The sequence below is a fragment of the Leeuwenhoekiella sp. NPDC079379 genome (assembly GCF_044542075.1).
Classification (GTDB): Bacteria; Bacteroidota; Bacteroidia; order Flavobacteriales; family Flavobacteriaceae; genus Leeuwenhoekiella.
In genome coordinates this window covers 47,802-63,377 of sequence record NZ_JBITTU010000001.1, presented here as the reverse complement: position 1 = coordinate 63,377, position 15,576 = coordinate 47,802, and the positions used below count along the sequence as shown (strand labels likewise).

Genomic DNA, 15,576 nt, shown 5'->3' with positions numbered 1-15,576 from the left:
ATTAACGTTTTAAGACTATAAAGCCCTCAATGAGTTGAGGTTCTGTACCTCCCTTTAAATCTATTCTAAAAAAGTAAGTGCCTTCAGGTAGCGTATTTGCTCCCATATTCATCTTACGGTTGGCAATACCTCTAAAGACATTGTTGCTATTGTCATAATTAATGGTCTCAAAAACAAGATCTCCCCAGCGATTAAATACCTGTACTAAATTCTCAGGATAATCTGTGATTTTTTCTATTTTCCAAAACTCATTAATGCCATCTCCATCTGGCGAAATGCCATAGCGTAACTTATGAGGTACGATTGAAGTGATGGTAGTAAATGATTCATCGATACAACCTGTTGCATTTCCTGCGGAATTTACAGGTGTAATACGCACAAAAACCGTTGTGTTTTCTGGTAGGCTGTCTGGTAAATTATAAGTGGTGCCTAAGACTGAAACAGCATCTAAAATTTCCGATCCGCCGGCTGTTGTACCTACAGAAAGCAGATAACTGGTTGCAGTTGGTGCAGTATTCCAGATTAAATCGGTTTCTACAGCAACATCAGTTTCCCCATCAAGCGGACTCGTCAACGAAGTGCAGGAAGGCGGCTGTAAAACAGTTTCAGTCGTGAATGATTCTTCGCTACATCCTGTTGCACTACCTGTGGCATTTACAGGTACAATAGTCACAAAGATCTGCGTATTCTCGGGCAGATTATTTGGTAAATCATAAGCCGTTGTAGTTACTGAAAATTCATTTAAAATATCAGTTGCTCCAGCTGTTGTACCTACGGTAAGTCTATACCCCGTAGCATCGGTTGCGGCGTTCCAACTTAAATCTGTATTTGTAGAAACATCTGTAGCTCCGTCAAGCGGACTGGTTAAGGAAGTGCAAGAAGGTGGCTGTAAAAGTGTTTCAGTAGTGAATGATTCTTCGCTACAACCTGTTGCGTTTCCGGCAGTATTAAAAGGAATTAGAGTAACGAAAATCTCTGTGTTTTCTGGCAGGTCAGCAGTTAGATTGTATGTTGTACCGGTAACGTCTGTAGTTGTAAGAATTTCATTTCCACCTGAAGTTGTTCCTACAGTAAGTCTGTACCCTGTAGCATCGCTTACGGCATTCCAGCTTAAATCTGTGTTTATTGAAACACCAGTCTCCCCATCTAGAGGACTCGTCAACGAGGTGCAAGAAGGCGGCTGTAAAACAGTTTCTGTAGTAAAGGATTCTTCGGCACATCCTGTTGCGTTTCCGGCAGTATTAAAAGGAATTAGAGTAACGAAAATCTCTGTGTTTTCGGGCAGGTCAGCAGTTAGATTGTACGTTGTACTGGTAACGTCTGTATTTGTGAGAATTTCATTTCCACCGGAAGTTGTTCCTAAGGTAAGTCTGTACCCGGTAGCATCGGTTACAGCATTCCAGCTTAAATCTGTGTTTATAGAAACACCAGTCTCCCCATCAAGAGGACTCGTCAACGAGGTGCAAGAAGGCGGCTGTAAAACAGTTTCTGTAGTAAAGGATTCTTCACTACATCCTGTGGCGTTTCCGGCAGTATTAAAAGGAATTAGAGTAACGAAAATCTCTGTGTTTTCGGGCAGGTCAGCAGTTAGATTGTACGTTGTACCAGTAACGTCTGTAGTTGTGAGAATTTCATTTCCACCTGAAGTTGTTCCTACGGTAAGTCTATACCCCGTAGCATCGGTTGCGGCGTTCCAACTTAAATCTGTGTTTATAGAAACATCAGTCGCCCCATCAAGCGGACTGGTCAATGAGGTGCAAGAAGGCGGCTGTAAAGTTGCTGCACGTTCGGTTCTAAACTGCTCAGAACTACAACCTATGTTTTCACCATCTGTGTTGTATGGATTGATGGTAACAAATATAGAGATGTCATTCGCAAAGTCTGCTGTGGCGTTATAGGTAGTAGCGTTCTGCACATCTGTTTTTGGAAGTATATCACCACCACCGGGAAATGTACCTATTGTGAGATAATAACCTGTTGCGTTAGTAATGGGTGTCCAGCTAAGATTGGTGTCAACTGCCACATCAGCACTATTATCTGACGGAGCGATGAGGTTAGTACAAGTAGGAATATCAAGTTGGGTGGTGTTTGTGGTAAAGGAGCGGATAGTACACGTATTGGTTATAGGGCCGCTGGCATAGACCGGAGTAACCTTTACAAAAATCTCTGTATTAGCAGGCAAATTGTTTACAAACTGATAAAAATTTGCGTCAACAACATCAATATCATTTAGAATCTGACCGCCACCACTGGTTGTTCCTACATTTAAAATATAACTGCACGCAGCAAGTCTATCTTGCCAGGTTATTGTGGGATTTCGGGTAACATTCACAGCACCATCAGCAGGATTTAATAATGCCGAACATTGCTCTGTATAATTTACAGTAAGCGTAATATCATTACGCACTAAAAGCAAATTTTTACCGTTAGTACCCGGCGGATTCGAATTTTCAAAGGGAACCAGTTCGCTTGTGATTTCAGAATAATAAACCCCGGCATCGCAGGAGTTGATATTTTCTAAAACCAGATTAGGGCTGTCTGGTGCATCAGGAAGTTCAATCCCATCTTTAAACCACTTATAATGGTTTTGAGAGCCTCTTACGGTTGTAGTGAGTGTAAGGTTATCACCCGAATTTGGGGTGTAATTTTCAATGGGGTTCACTTTTGCCTGTGGTGCATACTCATAGTTTTGAATAACAACATCTGGCGAAGGTCCTAAAGATTGGGTTGTTGTCAAATCAACCAGGCCAAAATGTTGGTCTTCAAAATCCCCAAAATGGAATTCATTATCATTGATATACAGTTGAAACCGTCTTGTTTGAACGGCGGAATCATACAAGCCGTAAAAATCTGGAATTGATCCTGAAAGTAAGTTGTTATTAGCTATTAGCGAACCATTTAATCTACCTGTATTTTCAACAATTGTAGCAAACTGATTTAGAATATCGTTACCTGGAAAAAGATTATGTGAAATATTTAGGCGAGAAAGTTTAATATTCTGAGTTATGTCTAAACTTTCGATTTGATTATAGGAAACATCTAAAGAGGATAGTTCAGTATTTTGGGTAAGGTCAATACCAGAACCTACAAAAAGATTTTTTGAAATATTAAGACTATAAAGTTCAGTGTTGAGTTTAACGTCTAAATTGGGAATCTTGTTTTGAGATATGTTTAAGTATTTGAGATATAAATTTTTTGTCAAATCTATATCTGTAAGTAAGTTGTCGTAACCATCAAAAGTGGTTATAACCGGATTATTTGTTATATCTATATTAGTAAATAAGTTATTATACAATCGTAGAGTACGTAATTTAGAATTTTGAGAAATATCTAATTCAGACATTAAGTCTCCGGTAAAATTGAGATCTGTAAGTTCTAAATTATCTCTAAGATTAACCCTAAGTGGGACATTACCATTATTAGATCTAATATCAAGATCTGTAAGTTGGGGAACAATAGAAAAGTCTAATAAGGAGGTAAATTTGTGTCCCCAAATAGTTATGTAAGTTAGCGTATTTGTTTCGGGCAAAATAAGATCTTCAATATCGCAGGAAAATATTCCTAAACGTTCTAGACCTTTTTGAGAAGAGGCATCTACTTGCGGAAAATTGATACTGCTTAACTCAAGTTTTTTAAGTGCTGTAGGACTTGTAGGGTAAATAATCTTAGTATCAACTCTGCTCCCTATAATTCTAAAATCTACATCACCTTCTAATTTTGATAAATCAAACACAGGAACACTTAACTGAGCAACATCAATGTCAACCAGAGTAGGTGTTATGGGGAAAGTTAATGAAGTTATACTTGCAAAAACTGAAATATTTACTCGTTCTAAAAATAAATTATTAGATAAATCCAGTGTAGTAATCGTAGGAATTGGGGTTCTAATACTAGCTGTTATATTTAAAATTTTAAGATTAGGATTATTTGAAAAATCTAAGCTTGTTATAAGTTGATTATTTGAGAATCTAAACTCAGTTAGCCGGGTAAGCGTATTTAAGGGAATGGTGGTGTATAAGTTTGAATTTGTGTTTATATTTTCAATATTCACAAAAGCTTCTAATCCTGTAAAGTCTGTAATATCATTACGGCCGGCAGTGTAGGCAGTAACGGCAGCGGCATCTGCATCAAGAATGTTGCCATTGAGTCCGTTAGTGTCGTATCCCTGGGCAATAAGATCCTGTTCAAAATTTGAATCAGGTATTTCAGTAACCTGACAGTAAATACTTGGGACGACAAAATATGCAAATATTATTAGAGAAAAACGCGCAACAAAGTTCAAGAGTAAATGTTTAATAATTATTTCGCATCAAAAATAGGCTATAGAGTTTTTCTAAGTTGTTAATAATTAATGTCTTTAAGCTTTTTTAGAGAAAATTCGTATAACACAAAGCTTATTAACACAACGTATTCTAATGCAATAAGCCAGAGATTTTCTGACACAGAATCTATATGATATGCAGAATAACTTAGCATTACAACACCACTCCAGACGATAGCATATTTGTATTTAGTAAAAACAGAAATCAATAGAGGTGTTGCTACATACCACGGATGTATAGTGGTAGATAGTAAAAAATAAATGCTAATCCCAAAAAGTAGAGCTGGCAATAGCCGTATCGTTGTGTTATTTTTTCTAATAAAAGTGAGCAGCAGCAAACCAGCTATCACATACTTAGGGAGTTCTTGTCCCGCTGTTGCGATAATATTAAATCCTTTTGTCTGAAAGCCTATATACCGTATGATGTAATATACACTTGCATTGAACTCAAATTTCTCAAACCAAAGTGCGATGGTACTTGTAAAGTGATTGATTAAATCTGGAGTGATAAAAGGAGCAAAAGAACCTAAAAAAACAAGAATAGCAAGTGCATAAAATGCTGAAAGCCTAATTATTGACGGAAACGGTTTTCTAACAAGATGATTCAGATTTTCGGGTATTTGTGCCAAGCCGGGTGTTTGACTTATGACTAGCTGGTAAAATAACGGAAGCAGTAGTAAAGGAACCAACTTTACAGAAATTGAAAGCCCCAAAACCACAGCAGACCACACCCATTTTTCACGATGTAATAGGTATAGAGCTGCTAAAAGAAAGAAAAGCATGACGCCTTCAAAATGAAGGTTTCCGGTGAGTTCAATAACAATAAACGGATTTAAGAAATACCAAAAAATCTGATGTTGTGGGAGGTTTAAACTTTCTAAAAGTTTACGACCTATAAGGAGAATTCCTAAATCTGCAGTTATAATACATAGTCTTAAAACTAATACTCCTCCAAAAATAGAATTTCCACTAAGTATTCCTGAAAGCCAAAAAAAGAATTGATTTACCGGTGGGTAGTTTGAATAGTGCCGGGCACTTAGACTTCCCATTCCTTTTAGGAGTTCATTGGCCTGTTCAATAGGGAATGTTCCGGACTGCGTCCATTGATCTGGTGTAAAGAGATAGGGGTTTAAACCTTGAGCCGTTAATCTACCATCCCATAAAAACCTAAAATAATCTTGAGACAAATTGGGTAAGGCAATTACAAAAATGAGGCGCACTAGTATACCGAGTATGAGAAGTGTTTTAAAATTTAATTTTAAGAACTGAATAAGTTTAAGACTCAAAAAGAAAAGAGCTGCGTAAAGACTAATAAGTTTTGCAAAATTATGGCGCTCAAGATCGTATGCAAATGTCCAGTACAGTGCTAATAGACTAAGCATTATTAAAACCGAAATCTTATAATCTTTGAGAATTTGAAACATAATTAGTTAAAAATCAAAACTTAAACTTAAGACTATTACCGGAGGCGTACTTTCATTTTTTTGCACTAGCGATTGAAGGGGCATCCTTTGTGACTCTTTAGGTCTCAAAGATATAGCGCAAAGCGCGATGATGCCGTAGTTTTTACAAGGCAGCAAGTGCCCTAACTAAATCCTAGAAAAAATAGATTTAAATGCTACAAAGCCAAAACCGCAAAACAACATAATGTGAAAGGTAATAAGCCCGTAATCTCCCATATAGAATGCGCTGGCGATTGCAAAGCCGAAGTATAGAAATAATAAACTCTCTAAAACAGTATTTATCGAAAAGCTTTTCTTTAGGTAGATGTTGGATTTCCAGCTGTCGCTAAGTGCGTTAATATTAAATTTTGGAGTGCGTATAAATTCTGATTTTTTACCAAAATGACCTTCTAAAACAGCAAGTGAATTGTGTACGCTAAAACCCATTGCTATAGAAAAAAACGCAATAAACATAGCGATATACTTTATAAAATTTTTGAATCCGCCGCCGTGTATGCGTTTGTAAGTAACCCAATAGCAGATGAAAAAAATTATGGTGCTTACCGCAAAAAATGCAGTGATTCTAAAAATAGAACTAAATGCTGGGTTACTATTTTTAATATATAATACGGGAACACTTAAAATAGCAACTAATAAAACGAGTAAAAACATACTACTGTTTAGTAAGTGAAAGAAGCTATGAAATTTGGTTTTAAATGATACTGTAGGATCTTTTAATAAGCGGCCATAGAGCTTTTGAAAGTTTTCTGCCGCTCCTTTATTCCATCGGAATTGTTGCGACCTGGCTGCGCTTATCGCAATAGGAAGTTCTGCAGGGGTTTCTACTTCTTCTAGATATTTAAAATCCCATTTATTGAGCTGGGCGCGGTAGCTTAGATCAAGATCTTCGGTTAGCGTATCGCCCTGCCAATTGCCGGCATCAAGAATACATTCTTTGCGCCAAATACCAGCTGTACCGTTAAAATTTATAAAGTGATGCCCAAAATTTCTACCTACTTGCTCTAAAACAAAGTGAAAATCGAGTGCAAAGGCCTGTATTTTTGTAAGTATTGAATAGTCACGATTAAGATGGGCCCAGCGGGTTTGTACTACACCTATTTTTGCATCTTTAAAATAAGGGACCGTTTTTTGTAACCAGTCTGGATTAGGTACAAAATCTGAATCAAAAATTGCGATATATTCACCTTTAGCAATAGCTAAACCTTCTTTTAAAGCGCCAGCTTTAAAACCTGTACGGTTAGTACGGGTAATATGATGTATAGGTAAACCTTTTGCTTTTAAGTCATCAATTAAAATTTGGGTTGCAGCAAGGCTTTCATCTGTAGAGTCATCGAGAACCTGTATTTCTAGCTTGTTTTTAGGATAGTCAATTTTTGCGATATTCACCAGTAGCCGCTCTACAACATACAGTTCGTTATAAAGTGGTAATTGTATAGTGACAAATGGGGTTTGTTCGGGATTAGATAAGTCGTAAACTGGAGAATTATCTATTTTCTTCTTCGCTTTAAAGTAATTGAATAGCAGATTTAATTGAGCTAAACTGTAAAGAAAAATCACAGTTAGTGATAGGGTATAAAGTATGATTATAATTGTCTGCATTACTTGAAACTGTACTTAAAAATCCAACCGAGAATTTTAATTCCCGCAAATATAGCACCTTTGACGGTACCTGAAACTTTTGAAACACCAATACGATTTCGGTACTTCATAGGTACTTCTGTGTAAGTGAGTTTTTGTTTTAGCGCTTTTAACTGCATCTCAACTGTCCACCCGTACGTTTTATCCTGCATATTAAGGGCTAATAGTTTCTCATACTTAATAGCTCTAAAAGGACCTAAATCTGTAAATCGTGATCCAAAAAACCACCGCATTAAGGTTGTAGCCAATTTATTTCCAAATCGCTGCGGAAACGTCATACTTCCCGGTTCGCGTAATGATTTAACCCGTGCACCTATCACAAAGTCAATATTGTCTTCTAAAATAGGCTTTACCAGTTGGGTTAGTTGTTGTGGGTAATCGCTATAATCACCATCAAGAAATACTACGATATCTGGTTTTTCTTCTTGTGCAGCGATGTAGCTCATCCCTTTTAAACACGCATTGCCATAACCCGGAGTTGTTTCTGTTAGGGAGGTGGCGCCAGCTTCAACAGATTTTGCTGCTGTAGCGTCTGAAGAGTTGTTGCTCACAACTATAATCTCGTCTACAAGATGAGGAATAGCCCTTACAACGAGACCTATGGACTGCTCTTCATTGTATGCGGGTATGATGACCTTAATAATTTGATGCATTAAAAACGGGCGTTAGGATTATCTTTTTTAAAAGTGGCGATACTTGTCCACGCACCGGTTAACACGTTATTTTCATAATGTTGTGCTTTAAAAAGGCGACCATTCTTATATAAAAGACTGAACCCTTCTTTAGCGTCGTTAACAAATTTTACTTTTTCTACCACATTGTTTTCTTTTTGAACTACCCACCAGTCCACACGTTTTCCATTCTTATAATGACCTTGACTTTCTAGTTTATTATTTTTTGTATAGTAATACCAGTACCCGTCTTTTTTATTAGTCTCATAAGATCCTTTTCCTTTCACATTGCCATTTTCAAAATAGTAATACCAGTAATCAGTTTTTTGGGAATTAAGCATCCATCCTTCAGATTTAAGATTACCATTTTCAAAATACTCTTTATAATAATCCTTTTCTAATTGATTACTAGGGATTAAGAATAAAATGAAAATATACTTATAAAGAAACATGATTTTTATTTTAAATAATGGTGGATTGTATTTCTTATTATTCAGTCCCAATGTATACGAGAAAATAGTCAATTAGGTTTTTAACATTTCATTGTGAAAACCACGTTGAGAAGTTATGCGTATCTCTTATTGTAAACTATAAAACAAAGAATCATGAATTTAAACTTACGCTTAATTACGGGAACGCTTTTGATGCTTCCTGTTCTAATGATGGCTCAAAGCCCGGTTAGCGGCTTTATGAAAGCTAAAGGTGAAGGTAGCTTGACACTATCTTTTTCTTCTGAAGAATACGATGAAGTATTTTTTATACCTCAAAAGGTTAAAGGTGTACCTGTATTTAATGAAGTACAAACAACAAGTTATTCAATTTACGGTGAATACGGAATTTCTGACGATCTTGATGTAATAATTAATTTACCATACATTAGAGCTGAAGGGGAAGCAACTGCAGAAACATTAGCTAATAATGGTCTTTCTAATGAAGTTAAAGGATTTCAGGATTTAAGTGTATATGGGAAATATAGATTTACTTCTTTAAAAACTCCTAAAGGATCTATAGATTTAATAGCTGCAGCAGGGGTAGAACTTCCTGTGGGTGACTATAGTGCAGATCCAGGCTTTCAATCTATTATAGCTATAGGTAACCGTTCTACAGATATTACCGGTCTTGCAATTGCATCTTATAAAAATGATTCAGGCTTTTTTGCAACTGGTCAAATGGGATACAGCTTACGTAGTAATGATGTTCCTAACGCACTATTAAGTGAATTTAAATTAGGATATGCACAGGAGTTATTTTATTTAGATGCTTATGTAGCTAACCAATTATCTGATAAAGATGGTGTAGATATTTTTGGTGAAGGTTTTACAGGTTTTTTTCCTGCAACCCGCGTTAACTACACGCGTTTAGGCTTTACTGCTTATGTGCCTCTATACAGAGGAATAGGTGTATCTGGTGGGTATAGCACCTACTTAAATGGTCGTAACCTTGGAGACTCAGACGGTTATAACTGGGGACTTACTTACTCATTTTAATCATTAATTATTTACAAAAGATATCATGAAAAACTTATATAAATATACCGGTATTGCAATCGCACTTTTAAGCGTTGTACTTACCACTTCTTGCGAAAGCGAATCTGCTTACGAAGATCAATTAACTTCTATAGCTGGTATTGCAGTTGCAAACCCAGCGTTTAGTACACTAGAATCTGCTGCAATTAATGCAAATCTTGTAGGTGTTTTAAGTAATGCGAACCCAGGAGATCCTTCTGGAGACTATACTGTTTTTGCTCCTACAAATGACGCGTTTGCGCGTTTAGGATTAAATGAAGCAACATTAGGGGCTCTAACTACTCCTTTCTTAACAAATACACTTTTATATCACGTATCTAACGGAAATCTTTTAGGTGGTGCTATTCAAGGAGGTGGTACTTCGGCATCTGCATTAACACTTACAAGAAGATTTGTACAACGTGATGGAGATCTGTACATCAACGGATCTAAAATTCTAGCTACAGATGTGCGTGCTCAAAACGGTACTGTACACGTTATAGATAAAGTAATGATTGCTACGGGTGGTAATGTAGTAGAATCTGCGGTTGCCTTACAAAGCGCTCAGGTTTTTAAAACACCTGAGTTAAGCTATTTAGTTGAAGCGGTTTTGTACGCAGAACTTGCTACAGCTTTAAGTAATCCTGATGCTAACTTCACTGTTTTTGCACCGAATGATCAAGCATTTATAAACTTAGGTGCCGCTTTAGGCTTGACTTTTACGCAGCCTTCAGATGTAAGACAGTTAGATAAAGATTTAGTAACTGCAGTTTTGTTAAACCACGTTTTTGCTGATGTTTCTGCAGACAAGTTTACTTCAGAATTAAGTGCCGGTTCTTACGATGCTTTAGGTTCTGATACTATTACACTAGGAGCATTTAATAACGGAACACTTACTGTAAGTGGTTCTGGTAACGCAACTCCTGCAAATATGGTAATTCCAGATGTGCAAACTACAAACGGTATTGTACACGTAATTGATCAGGTTTTATTACCAGTTTTATAAAAATAGATTGTTTGTTTGTTGATTTTTAATAAAGGCGGAAATATCAATTTCCGCCTTTATTTTTTACTGAAAATTCTAAAACTAGTTTGTTTAGATTAGTTTTTATTTACTAAAACTGAAAACCAAACAGAATGATTTATCGTAAATAAATTGAAGAGACTTTAAAGCAACTATTCTTATAGAATATAGCCAAAAGCTAACATATATGCATACGAGAATGTAGCTATAGTTATCTAAAACATAAGAATATAAGGCCATCTTAATTGATGGTTTTAATAAAGGTAGTTTGTTTGTTAGATGATTTGTTAGTAAGGCAAGGGTGGAGATCCTTGCCTTTTTTTTGGTTTAAAACATATCTTATAGAATACGTTGTTTTTTACCTATTGTAAAATAAAGAATCGACCCCAAGAGGTTGAAGAATATCACAATTAATACCCACACAATTTTATTATTGCCTTTAAAATCGTTCTTAACGATATCCACTAATGCTACAATAGGCAGAATGACGCCCAGACCCATAAAAATAAGAATAAGTAAAATTTGCCAGGGCCCTATCATTACTAATAACATAACATATTTATTTAGTGAATTTTAAAAGTACAAAATTGATTCTAAATTAGTTTTGATTAAGGTAATCCATCAAGTTAACATCGTTTCCTAATAATACTTCGCGGCTGTTAATTCGATTATCTGTAGCCGCATTCTCTAATTTTAAAACCCCACGAGGGCAAACAGCAGAACAAATCCCACAGCCTACACAACTTGCGCGTACAATATTTTCTCCTTTCTGAGCATAAGCACGTACATCAATACCCATCTCGCAATAGGTAGAACAGTTGCCACAAGAAATACATTGACCACCATTTGTGGTAATTCTAAATTTAGAAAAAAGACGTTGTTGCAATCCTAAAATAGCAGCCATAGGGCAACCAAAGCGACACCAAACCCGGTTCCCAAATATAGGGTAGAAGCCGGTTCCTATTACTCCGCTAAAAATTGAACCTATTAAAAAGCCGTAAGAAGTACGTAAAGTTTCCGCAGGAATAAAAAATAAGGTGTTCCCGGTACCATAGTGAATACCTATTAATGAAAGTACAATTACTAAATACCCTATTGCACCATAACGTGCATCTTGCTTTAATTCTTCTTTCTTAAATAGCCAGATGAGACCAAATAATGCTGTGAGAAAAACAGCTACACCTATTAGAAATACATCTTTAGTAAGCCAATATTTATCGGGGTCGTAACCTAAATAGGTAGCAATTACCGCAGTTGTCATCACCACTACAAAAACCAGCACACTGTGTACTACCCAACGCTCTATTTTCCATGTAGATTCACTTTTATCACTTAATTGTCTAAAAGAATCCCCGGCTGTTTCGGCAAGACCTCCACAACCACATACCCACGAGCAGTACCAACGTTTCCCATATTTGTAGGTTAGAATAGGGGTGATGATAAAAATTGAAGCGATACCAAATATTAATAAAGCCAAGCCTATATCACCTGCAGAGATAAAATCATCTATTCTGTATTGTTCAAAATTGTAATAATTAAGGGGCCATATATTTTTTAAATCGTAGTAGGGCAGACTAAATTCTTCAGAGTTTAAACGTGCCATAAACTCAGGAATTAAAAATGCAAATGCAGTCTGAAAAAACATTACGCTAAGCGTGCGTAAACGTTCATATTTATTGTGGCGGTATTTCCAGATAAATTTTATACCAAAAGCTAGTATTGCTATAGTATATAAAGTTCCATAAACAAACCATTGGCTCGCGGGACCGCCATTCAGTAAATTGCTTAGAGGGTCAAAAAGAGCTATTAGACCCGTATTTGCACCTTCGGCACTAAGGCCTAACAAATCTGCTTTAAAATATAAGATAATATAAAAACCGGTAAGAGCGAGACCGGCAATCCAAGCAAGGATACCACGACTGGATATAGATTTAAACCATACTGCATCATTTTTTATTCCTTCCTGTTTGTCTGTATATGCACCGTAAGCAAAGAGAACAATACCTATAAAAATCCCTCCTAAAGAAAGACTTAGCCAAAGTGCTTTATTGGGAAGATTTACATTAAACAAAGCAAGAAGTAAAATTAAAAGTCCCGCAACTCCCAATGCAGTTCCTAACTTTTGAATGGTATTTATAGAAACCGGAGGTTGCCCGGTAAGTGACATGTCGCGTTGTACTGTACTCATATTTTATAGGTATTGGTAGGGTAGTTTGTAATTATAGATTATACTTAAGCTTTAGAGCTTAACGTATAGGTTTCTTTAATTTTATTTTCGTGATTTCTGTAAAACTCAGGATCAAAGTTTGCCAACTGCAGATTTTCAACAACGTAATCTATAGTGCGTTGTTCATTTAACCAGCGGTCAAAAACCTCGTGTTTCATCCGTATTCCAAAGGTGTTTATTCCTAGAAATTTTCTGTTTTCTTTATGGTACGCTATAGTAATGCATATTTTATCATTGTCGTGTTTCCAATGAAAGTGCTCCTCGTACTCTTTTTTGTTTTTAGTACTAAAAACCCAACCATAGGTCTGGTATTCAATATCAAAAAATTTAGCGCTGTTAAACCAGTTTCCGGGTTTGTATTCAAAGGGAGTTCCGCAGATAGTTTGAGCAACAGTCTCACCCATCATTCTGCCTGTATACCATACCGCTTCAATAGGTTTGCGTAAGCCTATGGCTTCCCGTTGCTGGGCGCAATCACCTATGGCATATACATTTTTAATATTTGTTTCTAAGAAACGGTTTACCAGAATACCTTTATCTGTTTCTATACTTGAATCGCTAAGAAAATCGATTTTAGGCTTTACACCAGTCGTTATACCTACAAGATTACAGGGTATTTCCTCACCTTTTTTTGTGAGTACGCCACGTACATTGCCATTACCATCATCAAGTATTTTATCAAGTTCTTCTTCGTGTCTCAGGTCAATTCCGTGAGCGATTATGTGTTTTGAAATCATATTAGCTTCCCCATCTGGGAGAACTCCAGACCAGAATGCGTGTTCACGAACTAAGATCGTAACATCTATTTTACGGGTATGTAGCATTTCTGCCATTTCTACTCCTATAAGACCACCACCTACAATAACAGCTTTAGGACAAATTTGATTATTTGGGGCTGTTTTTTCGAGCTGCTCGAGATCCTGTTTTGAAACAAGCCCTTGCACACCGTTAAGATCCTGACCTTCCCAGCCATATTTAGCAGGGATAGAACCTGTGGCTAAAATGAGTTTGTCATAGGTCAATTTTTCGCCACCGGCTAAAATCAAGGTTTGATTAGTGGCATCAACGTTTTCAACATAGGCGTTTTTTAATGTGATACGATTTTTAACCCAAAATTTATCTTCATAGGGTTTTAAATCTTTAAAGCGCATATGTCCCATATAGACATACATAAGGGCAGTACGTGAAAAAAAATGATCACTTTCTGCAGAGATAATTGTTATTTTTTTATCAGAATTTTTTCGCAGATGTCTGGCAGCTGTAACCCCGGCAATGCCATTACCTACAATAACTATATGCTCCATAAATAGCGGTATATCATATGTGGTTGTATTTAAAGATAAGACATACCTCGCATTAAACAGCGGGCAATACTGCTATTTTAAAGATGCATTTTAAAATAGAACTTGTCTAAATTTCAAGTATTTTTGATATCTATGAAAAAGTCGCTTTCCTTAATTATAACTAACATTATTTTATTTGTATTAATAGGTTGTTCTGCTACGCCGGTTATTCAGGATAAGATTAATGGAGTAAGTTTTGTGTCGTCTAGAGATACTCTTGTACAATCTCATATTGAGCCCGTCTTAAAGATAAAGGCAAGTCATGCGGCCATAATGCCATTTGCTTTTGTAAGAGATAAAAACAATCCCGAACTTATATTTAATACCGAAAGGCAATGGTATGGTGAGCGTTACCAGGGAGCCAGACAATATATAGAAGCACTTCATACTAATAAAATTAAGGTGATGCTTAAACCACATATCTGGATTTGGAAAGGTGTATTTACGGGCGATATGGAAATGAATACGGAAGAAGAATGGGGTATTTTTGAGCAGAGTTATGAAACCTATATTTTATTATATGCTGCTCTTGCTGAAGAGACAAATGTTGAAATATTTTGTATAGGTACCGAGTTATATAATTTTACAAATGCGCGAAAAGCTTTTTGGGAACAGCTCATTAAAAAAGTTAGGGGAGTTTATACAGGTAAACTTACGTATGCCGAAAATTGGGATAAGGTTGATAAAGTTACATTCTGGAGTCAACTCGATTATATAGGCGCAGATGCTTATTTTCCGGTTTCGGAATTAGAAACACCGGCAATTAGTGATGCTAAAGCAGGTTGGGAACATCACAAACAGTTACTTCTATTACTTTCTAAAAAGCATAATAAACCGGTTTTATTTACCGAATTTGGTTACAGAAGTGCAGACTATGCTGGCAAAGAGCCGTGGACAAGTGATCGCCACGAAGGTAAAATGAACGCTAAAGCACAATCAAATTTATATGAAGCCGTCTTTGAAGAATTTTGGGACGAACCCTGGTTTGCAGGAGGCTTTGTCTGGAAATGGTTTCATAATTACGAGCGGGCAGCATTAGAAGAAAATAACCGATTTACACCTCAGGGAAAACCTGCAGAAGAGGTACTCAAAAAATGGTATTCTAGAATGTAAAACTCTTGCCAATTAAGATTTGTTTAAGTGGTTTAAAAATGTATTCTTAATACCTTGTTCGCCTAATCAATAAAACTAACCACAATGTCAATACTTACTATTTTAATTACCATTATACTTCCACCACTGGCTGTAGCTATGAATAAGGGTATAGGAAAAGATTTTATCATTAATGTAATATTAACTTTATTAGGCTGGTTGCCTGGTGTAATACACGCTTTCTATGTAAATAGTAGGGGTTAAAAAATAATACAATCTAGAGAAGGGTTTT

General features: G+C 36.3%; 12 protein-coding genes. 4 read left to right on the top strand and 8 right to left on the bottom strand.

The genetic code is table 11. The features are described 5' to 3' along the window. Position 1: 1 nt before the first annotated feature. The 5 genes from ACIGAM_RS00260 to ACIGAM_RS00240 all read right to left on the bottom strand — a co-directional run bounded on the left by ACIGAM_RS00260 (position 2) and on the right by ACIGAM_RS00240 (position 8,545). Positions 2-4,282 carry a gliding motility-associated C-terminal domain-containing protein gene (locus tag ACIGAM_RS00260; RefSeq protein WP_396509479.1) on the bottom strand — a complete coding sequence of 1,427 codons (4,281 nt, stop codon included), beginning with the start codon at positions 4,280-4,282 and terminating at the stop codon, positions 2-4. A 59-nt stretch (positions 4,283-4,341) separates the two neighbouring features. Then, positions 4,342-5,745 (bottom strand): mannosyltransferase, encoded by a 1,404-nt coding sequence (locus tag ACIGAM_RS00255; protein WP_396509478.1) that lies wholly within the window; start codon positions 5,743-5,745, stop codon positions 4,342-4,344. 165 nt (positions 5,746-5,910) lie between these two features. Then, positions 5,911-7,383 carry a cellulose synthase family protein gene (locus ACIGAM_RS00250; RefSeq protein ID WP_396509477.1) on the bottom strand — a complete coding sequence of 491 codons (1,473 nt, stop codon included), beginning with the start codon at positions 7,381-7,383 and terminating at the stop codon, positions 5,911-5,913. After that, on the bottom strand, positions 7,383-8,075 hold the full coding sequence (locus tag ACIGAM_RS00245; RefSeq protein WP_396509476.1) for a glycosyltransferase family 2 protein: 693 nt from the start codon (positions 8,073-8,075) through the stop codon (positions 7,383-7,385). The genes ACIGAM_RS00250 and ACIGAM_RS00245 overlap by 1 nt, the downstream gene beginning before the upstream one ends. Continuing rightward, the gene (locus ACIGAM_RS00240; protein WP_396509475.1) at positions 8,075-8,545 is read right to left on the bottom strand and encodes a toxin-antitoxin system YwqK family antitoxin; all 471 of its coding nucleotides are present in this window, start codon (positions 8,543-8,545) and stop codon (positions 8,075-8,077) included. The genes ACIGAM_RS00245 and ACIGAM_RS00240 overlap by 1 nt, the downstream gene beginning before the upstream one ends. A 153-nt stretch (positions 8,546-8,698) precedes the next feature. On the opposite strand from ACIGAM_RS00240, the gene ACIGAM_RS00235 reads away from it, so the two are divergent. Both ACIGAM_RS00235 and ACIGAM_RS00230 read left to right on the top strand, forming a co-directional pair. Beyond that, the gene (locus tag ACIGAM_RS00235) at positions 8,699-9,580 is read left to right on the top strand and encodes a hypothetical protein (protein WP_396509474.1); all 882 of its coding nucleotides are present in this window, start codon (positions 8,699-8,701) and stop codon (positions 9,578-9,580) included. 25 nt (positions 9,581-9,605) lie between these two features. Then, positions 9,606-10,604 carry a fasciclin domain-containing protein gene (locus ACIGAM_RS00230; RefSeq protein ID WP_396509473.1) on the top strand — a complete coding sequence of 333 codons (999 nt, stop codon included), beginning with the start codon at positions 9,606-9,608 and terminating at the stop codon, positions 10,602-10,604. Positions 10,605-10,961: 357 nt separating this feature from the next. On the opposite strand, the gene ACIGAM_RS00225 is transcribed toward ACIGAM_RS00230, so the two are convergent. From ACIGAM_RS00225 to ACIGAM_RS00215, 3 genes are read right to left on the bottom strand one after another with little or no spacing between them, the layout of a single operon-like run. Next, positions 10,962-11,174, bottom strand: a complete 213-nt coding sequence (locus ACIGAM_RS00225) for a PLDc N-terminal domain-containing protein (protein WP_396509472.1) — start codon at positions 11,172-11,174, stop codon at positions 10,962-10,964. A gap of 46 nt (positions 11,175-11,220) precedes the next feature. Then, on the bottom strand, positions 11,221-12,810 hold the full coding sequence (locus ACIGAM_RS00220) for a 4Fe-4S binding protein (RefSeq protein WP_396509471.1): 1,590 nt from the start codon (positions 12,808-12,810) through the stop codon (positions 11,221-11,223). 44 nt (positions 12,811-12,854) lie between these two features. Then, positions 12,855-14,153 carry an NAD(P)/FAD-dependent oxidoreductase gene (locus tag ACIGAM_RS00215; protein ID WP_396509470.1) on the bottom strand — a complete coding sequence of 433 codons (1,299 nt, stop codon included), beginning with the start codon at positions 14,151-14,153 and terminating at the stop codon, positions 12,855-12,857. 132 nt (positions 14,154-14,285) lie between these two features. On the opposite strand from ACIGAM_RS00215, the gene ACIGAM_RS00210 reads away from it, so the two are divergent. Together ACIGAM_RS00210 and ACIGAM_RS00205 are read left to right on the top strand one after the other, a co-directional pair. Then, positions 14,286-15,305: a glycoside hydrolase family 113 gene (locus ACIGAM_RS00210; protein WP_396509469.1), complete on the top strand. Its 1,020-nt coding sequence runs from the start codon at positions 14,286-14,288 to the stop codon at positions 15,303-15,305. A gap of 84 nt (positions 15,306-15,389) precedes the next feature. Next, positions 15,390-15,548: a YqaE/Pmp3 family membrane protein gene (locus ACIGAM_RS00205; RefSeq protein WP_081817369.1), complete on the top strand. Its 159-nt coding sequence runs from the start codon at positions 15,390-15,392 to the stop codon at positions 15,546-15,548. The last annotated feature ends 28 nt before the right edge of the window (positions 15,549-15,576 follow it).

Coding starts and splice junctions, on each gene's coding strand:
- ACIGAM_RS00210 (WP_396509469.1), top strand. CDS start 14,286: ATGAAAAAGTCGCTTTCCTTAATTATAACTAACATTATTTTATTTGTA.
- ACIGAM_RS00245 (WP_396509476.1), bottom strand. CDS start 8,075: ATGCATCAAATTATTAAGGTCATCATACCCGCATACAATGAAGAGCAG.
- ACIGAM_RS00255 (WP_396509478.1), bottom strand. CDS start 5,745: ATGTTTCAAATTCTCAAAGATTATAAGATTTCGGTTTTAATAATGCTT.
- ACIGAM_RS00235 (WP_396509474.1), top strand. CDS start 8,699: ATGAATTTAAACTTACGCTTAATTACGGGAACGCTTTTGATGCTTCCT.
- ACIGAM_RS00220 (WP_396509471.1), bottom strand. CDS start 12,810: ATGAGTACAGTACAACGCGACATGTCACTTACCGGGCAACCTCCGGTT.
- ACIGAM_RS00205 (WP_081817369.1), top strand. CDS start 15,390: ATGTCAATACTTACTATTTTAATTACCATTATACTTCCACCACTGGCT.
- ACIGAM_RS00215 (WP_396509470.1), bottom strand. CDS start 14,153: ATGGAGCATATAGTTATTGTAGGTAATGGCATTGCCGGGGTTACAGCT.
- ACIGAM_RS00230 (WP_396509473.1), top strand. CDS start 9,606: ATGAAAAACTTATATAAATATACCGGTATTGCAATCGCACTTTTAAGC.
- ACIGAM_RS00225 (WP_396509472.1), bottom strand. CDS start 11,174: ATGTTATTAGTAATGATAGGGCCCTGGCAAATTTTACTTATTCTTATT.
- ACIGAM_RS00240 (WP_396509475.1), bottom strand. CDS start 8,545: ATGTTTCTTTATAAGTATATTTTCATTTTATTCTTAATCCCTAGTAAT.
- ACIGAM_RS00250 (WP_396509477.1), bottom strand. CDS start 7,383: ATGCAGACAATTATAATCATACTTTATACCCTATCACTAACTGTGATT.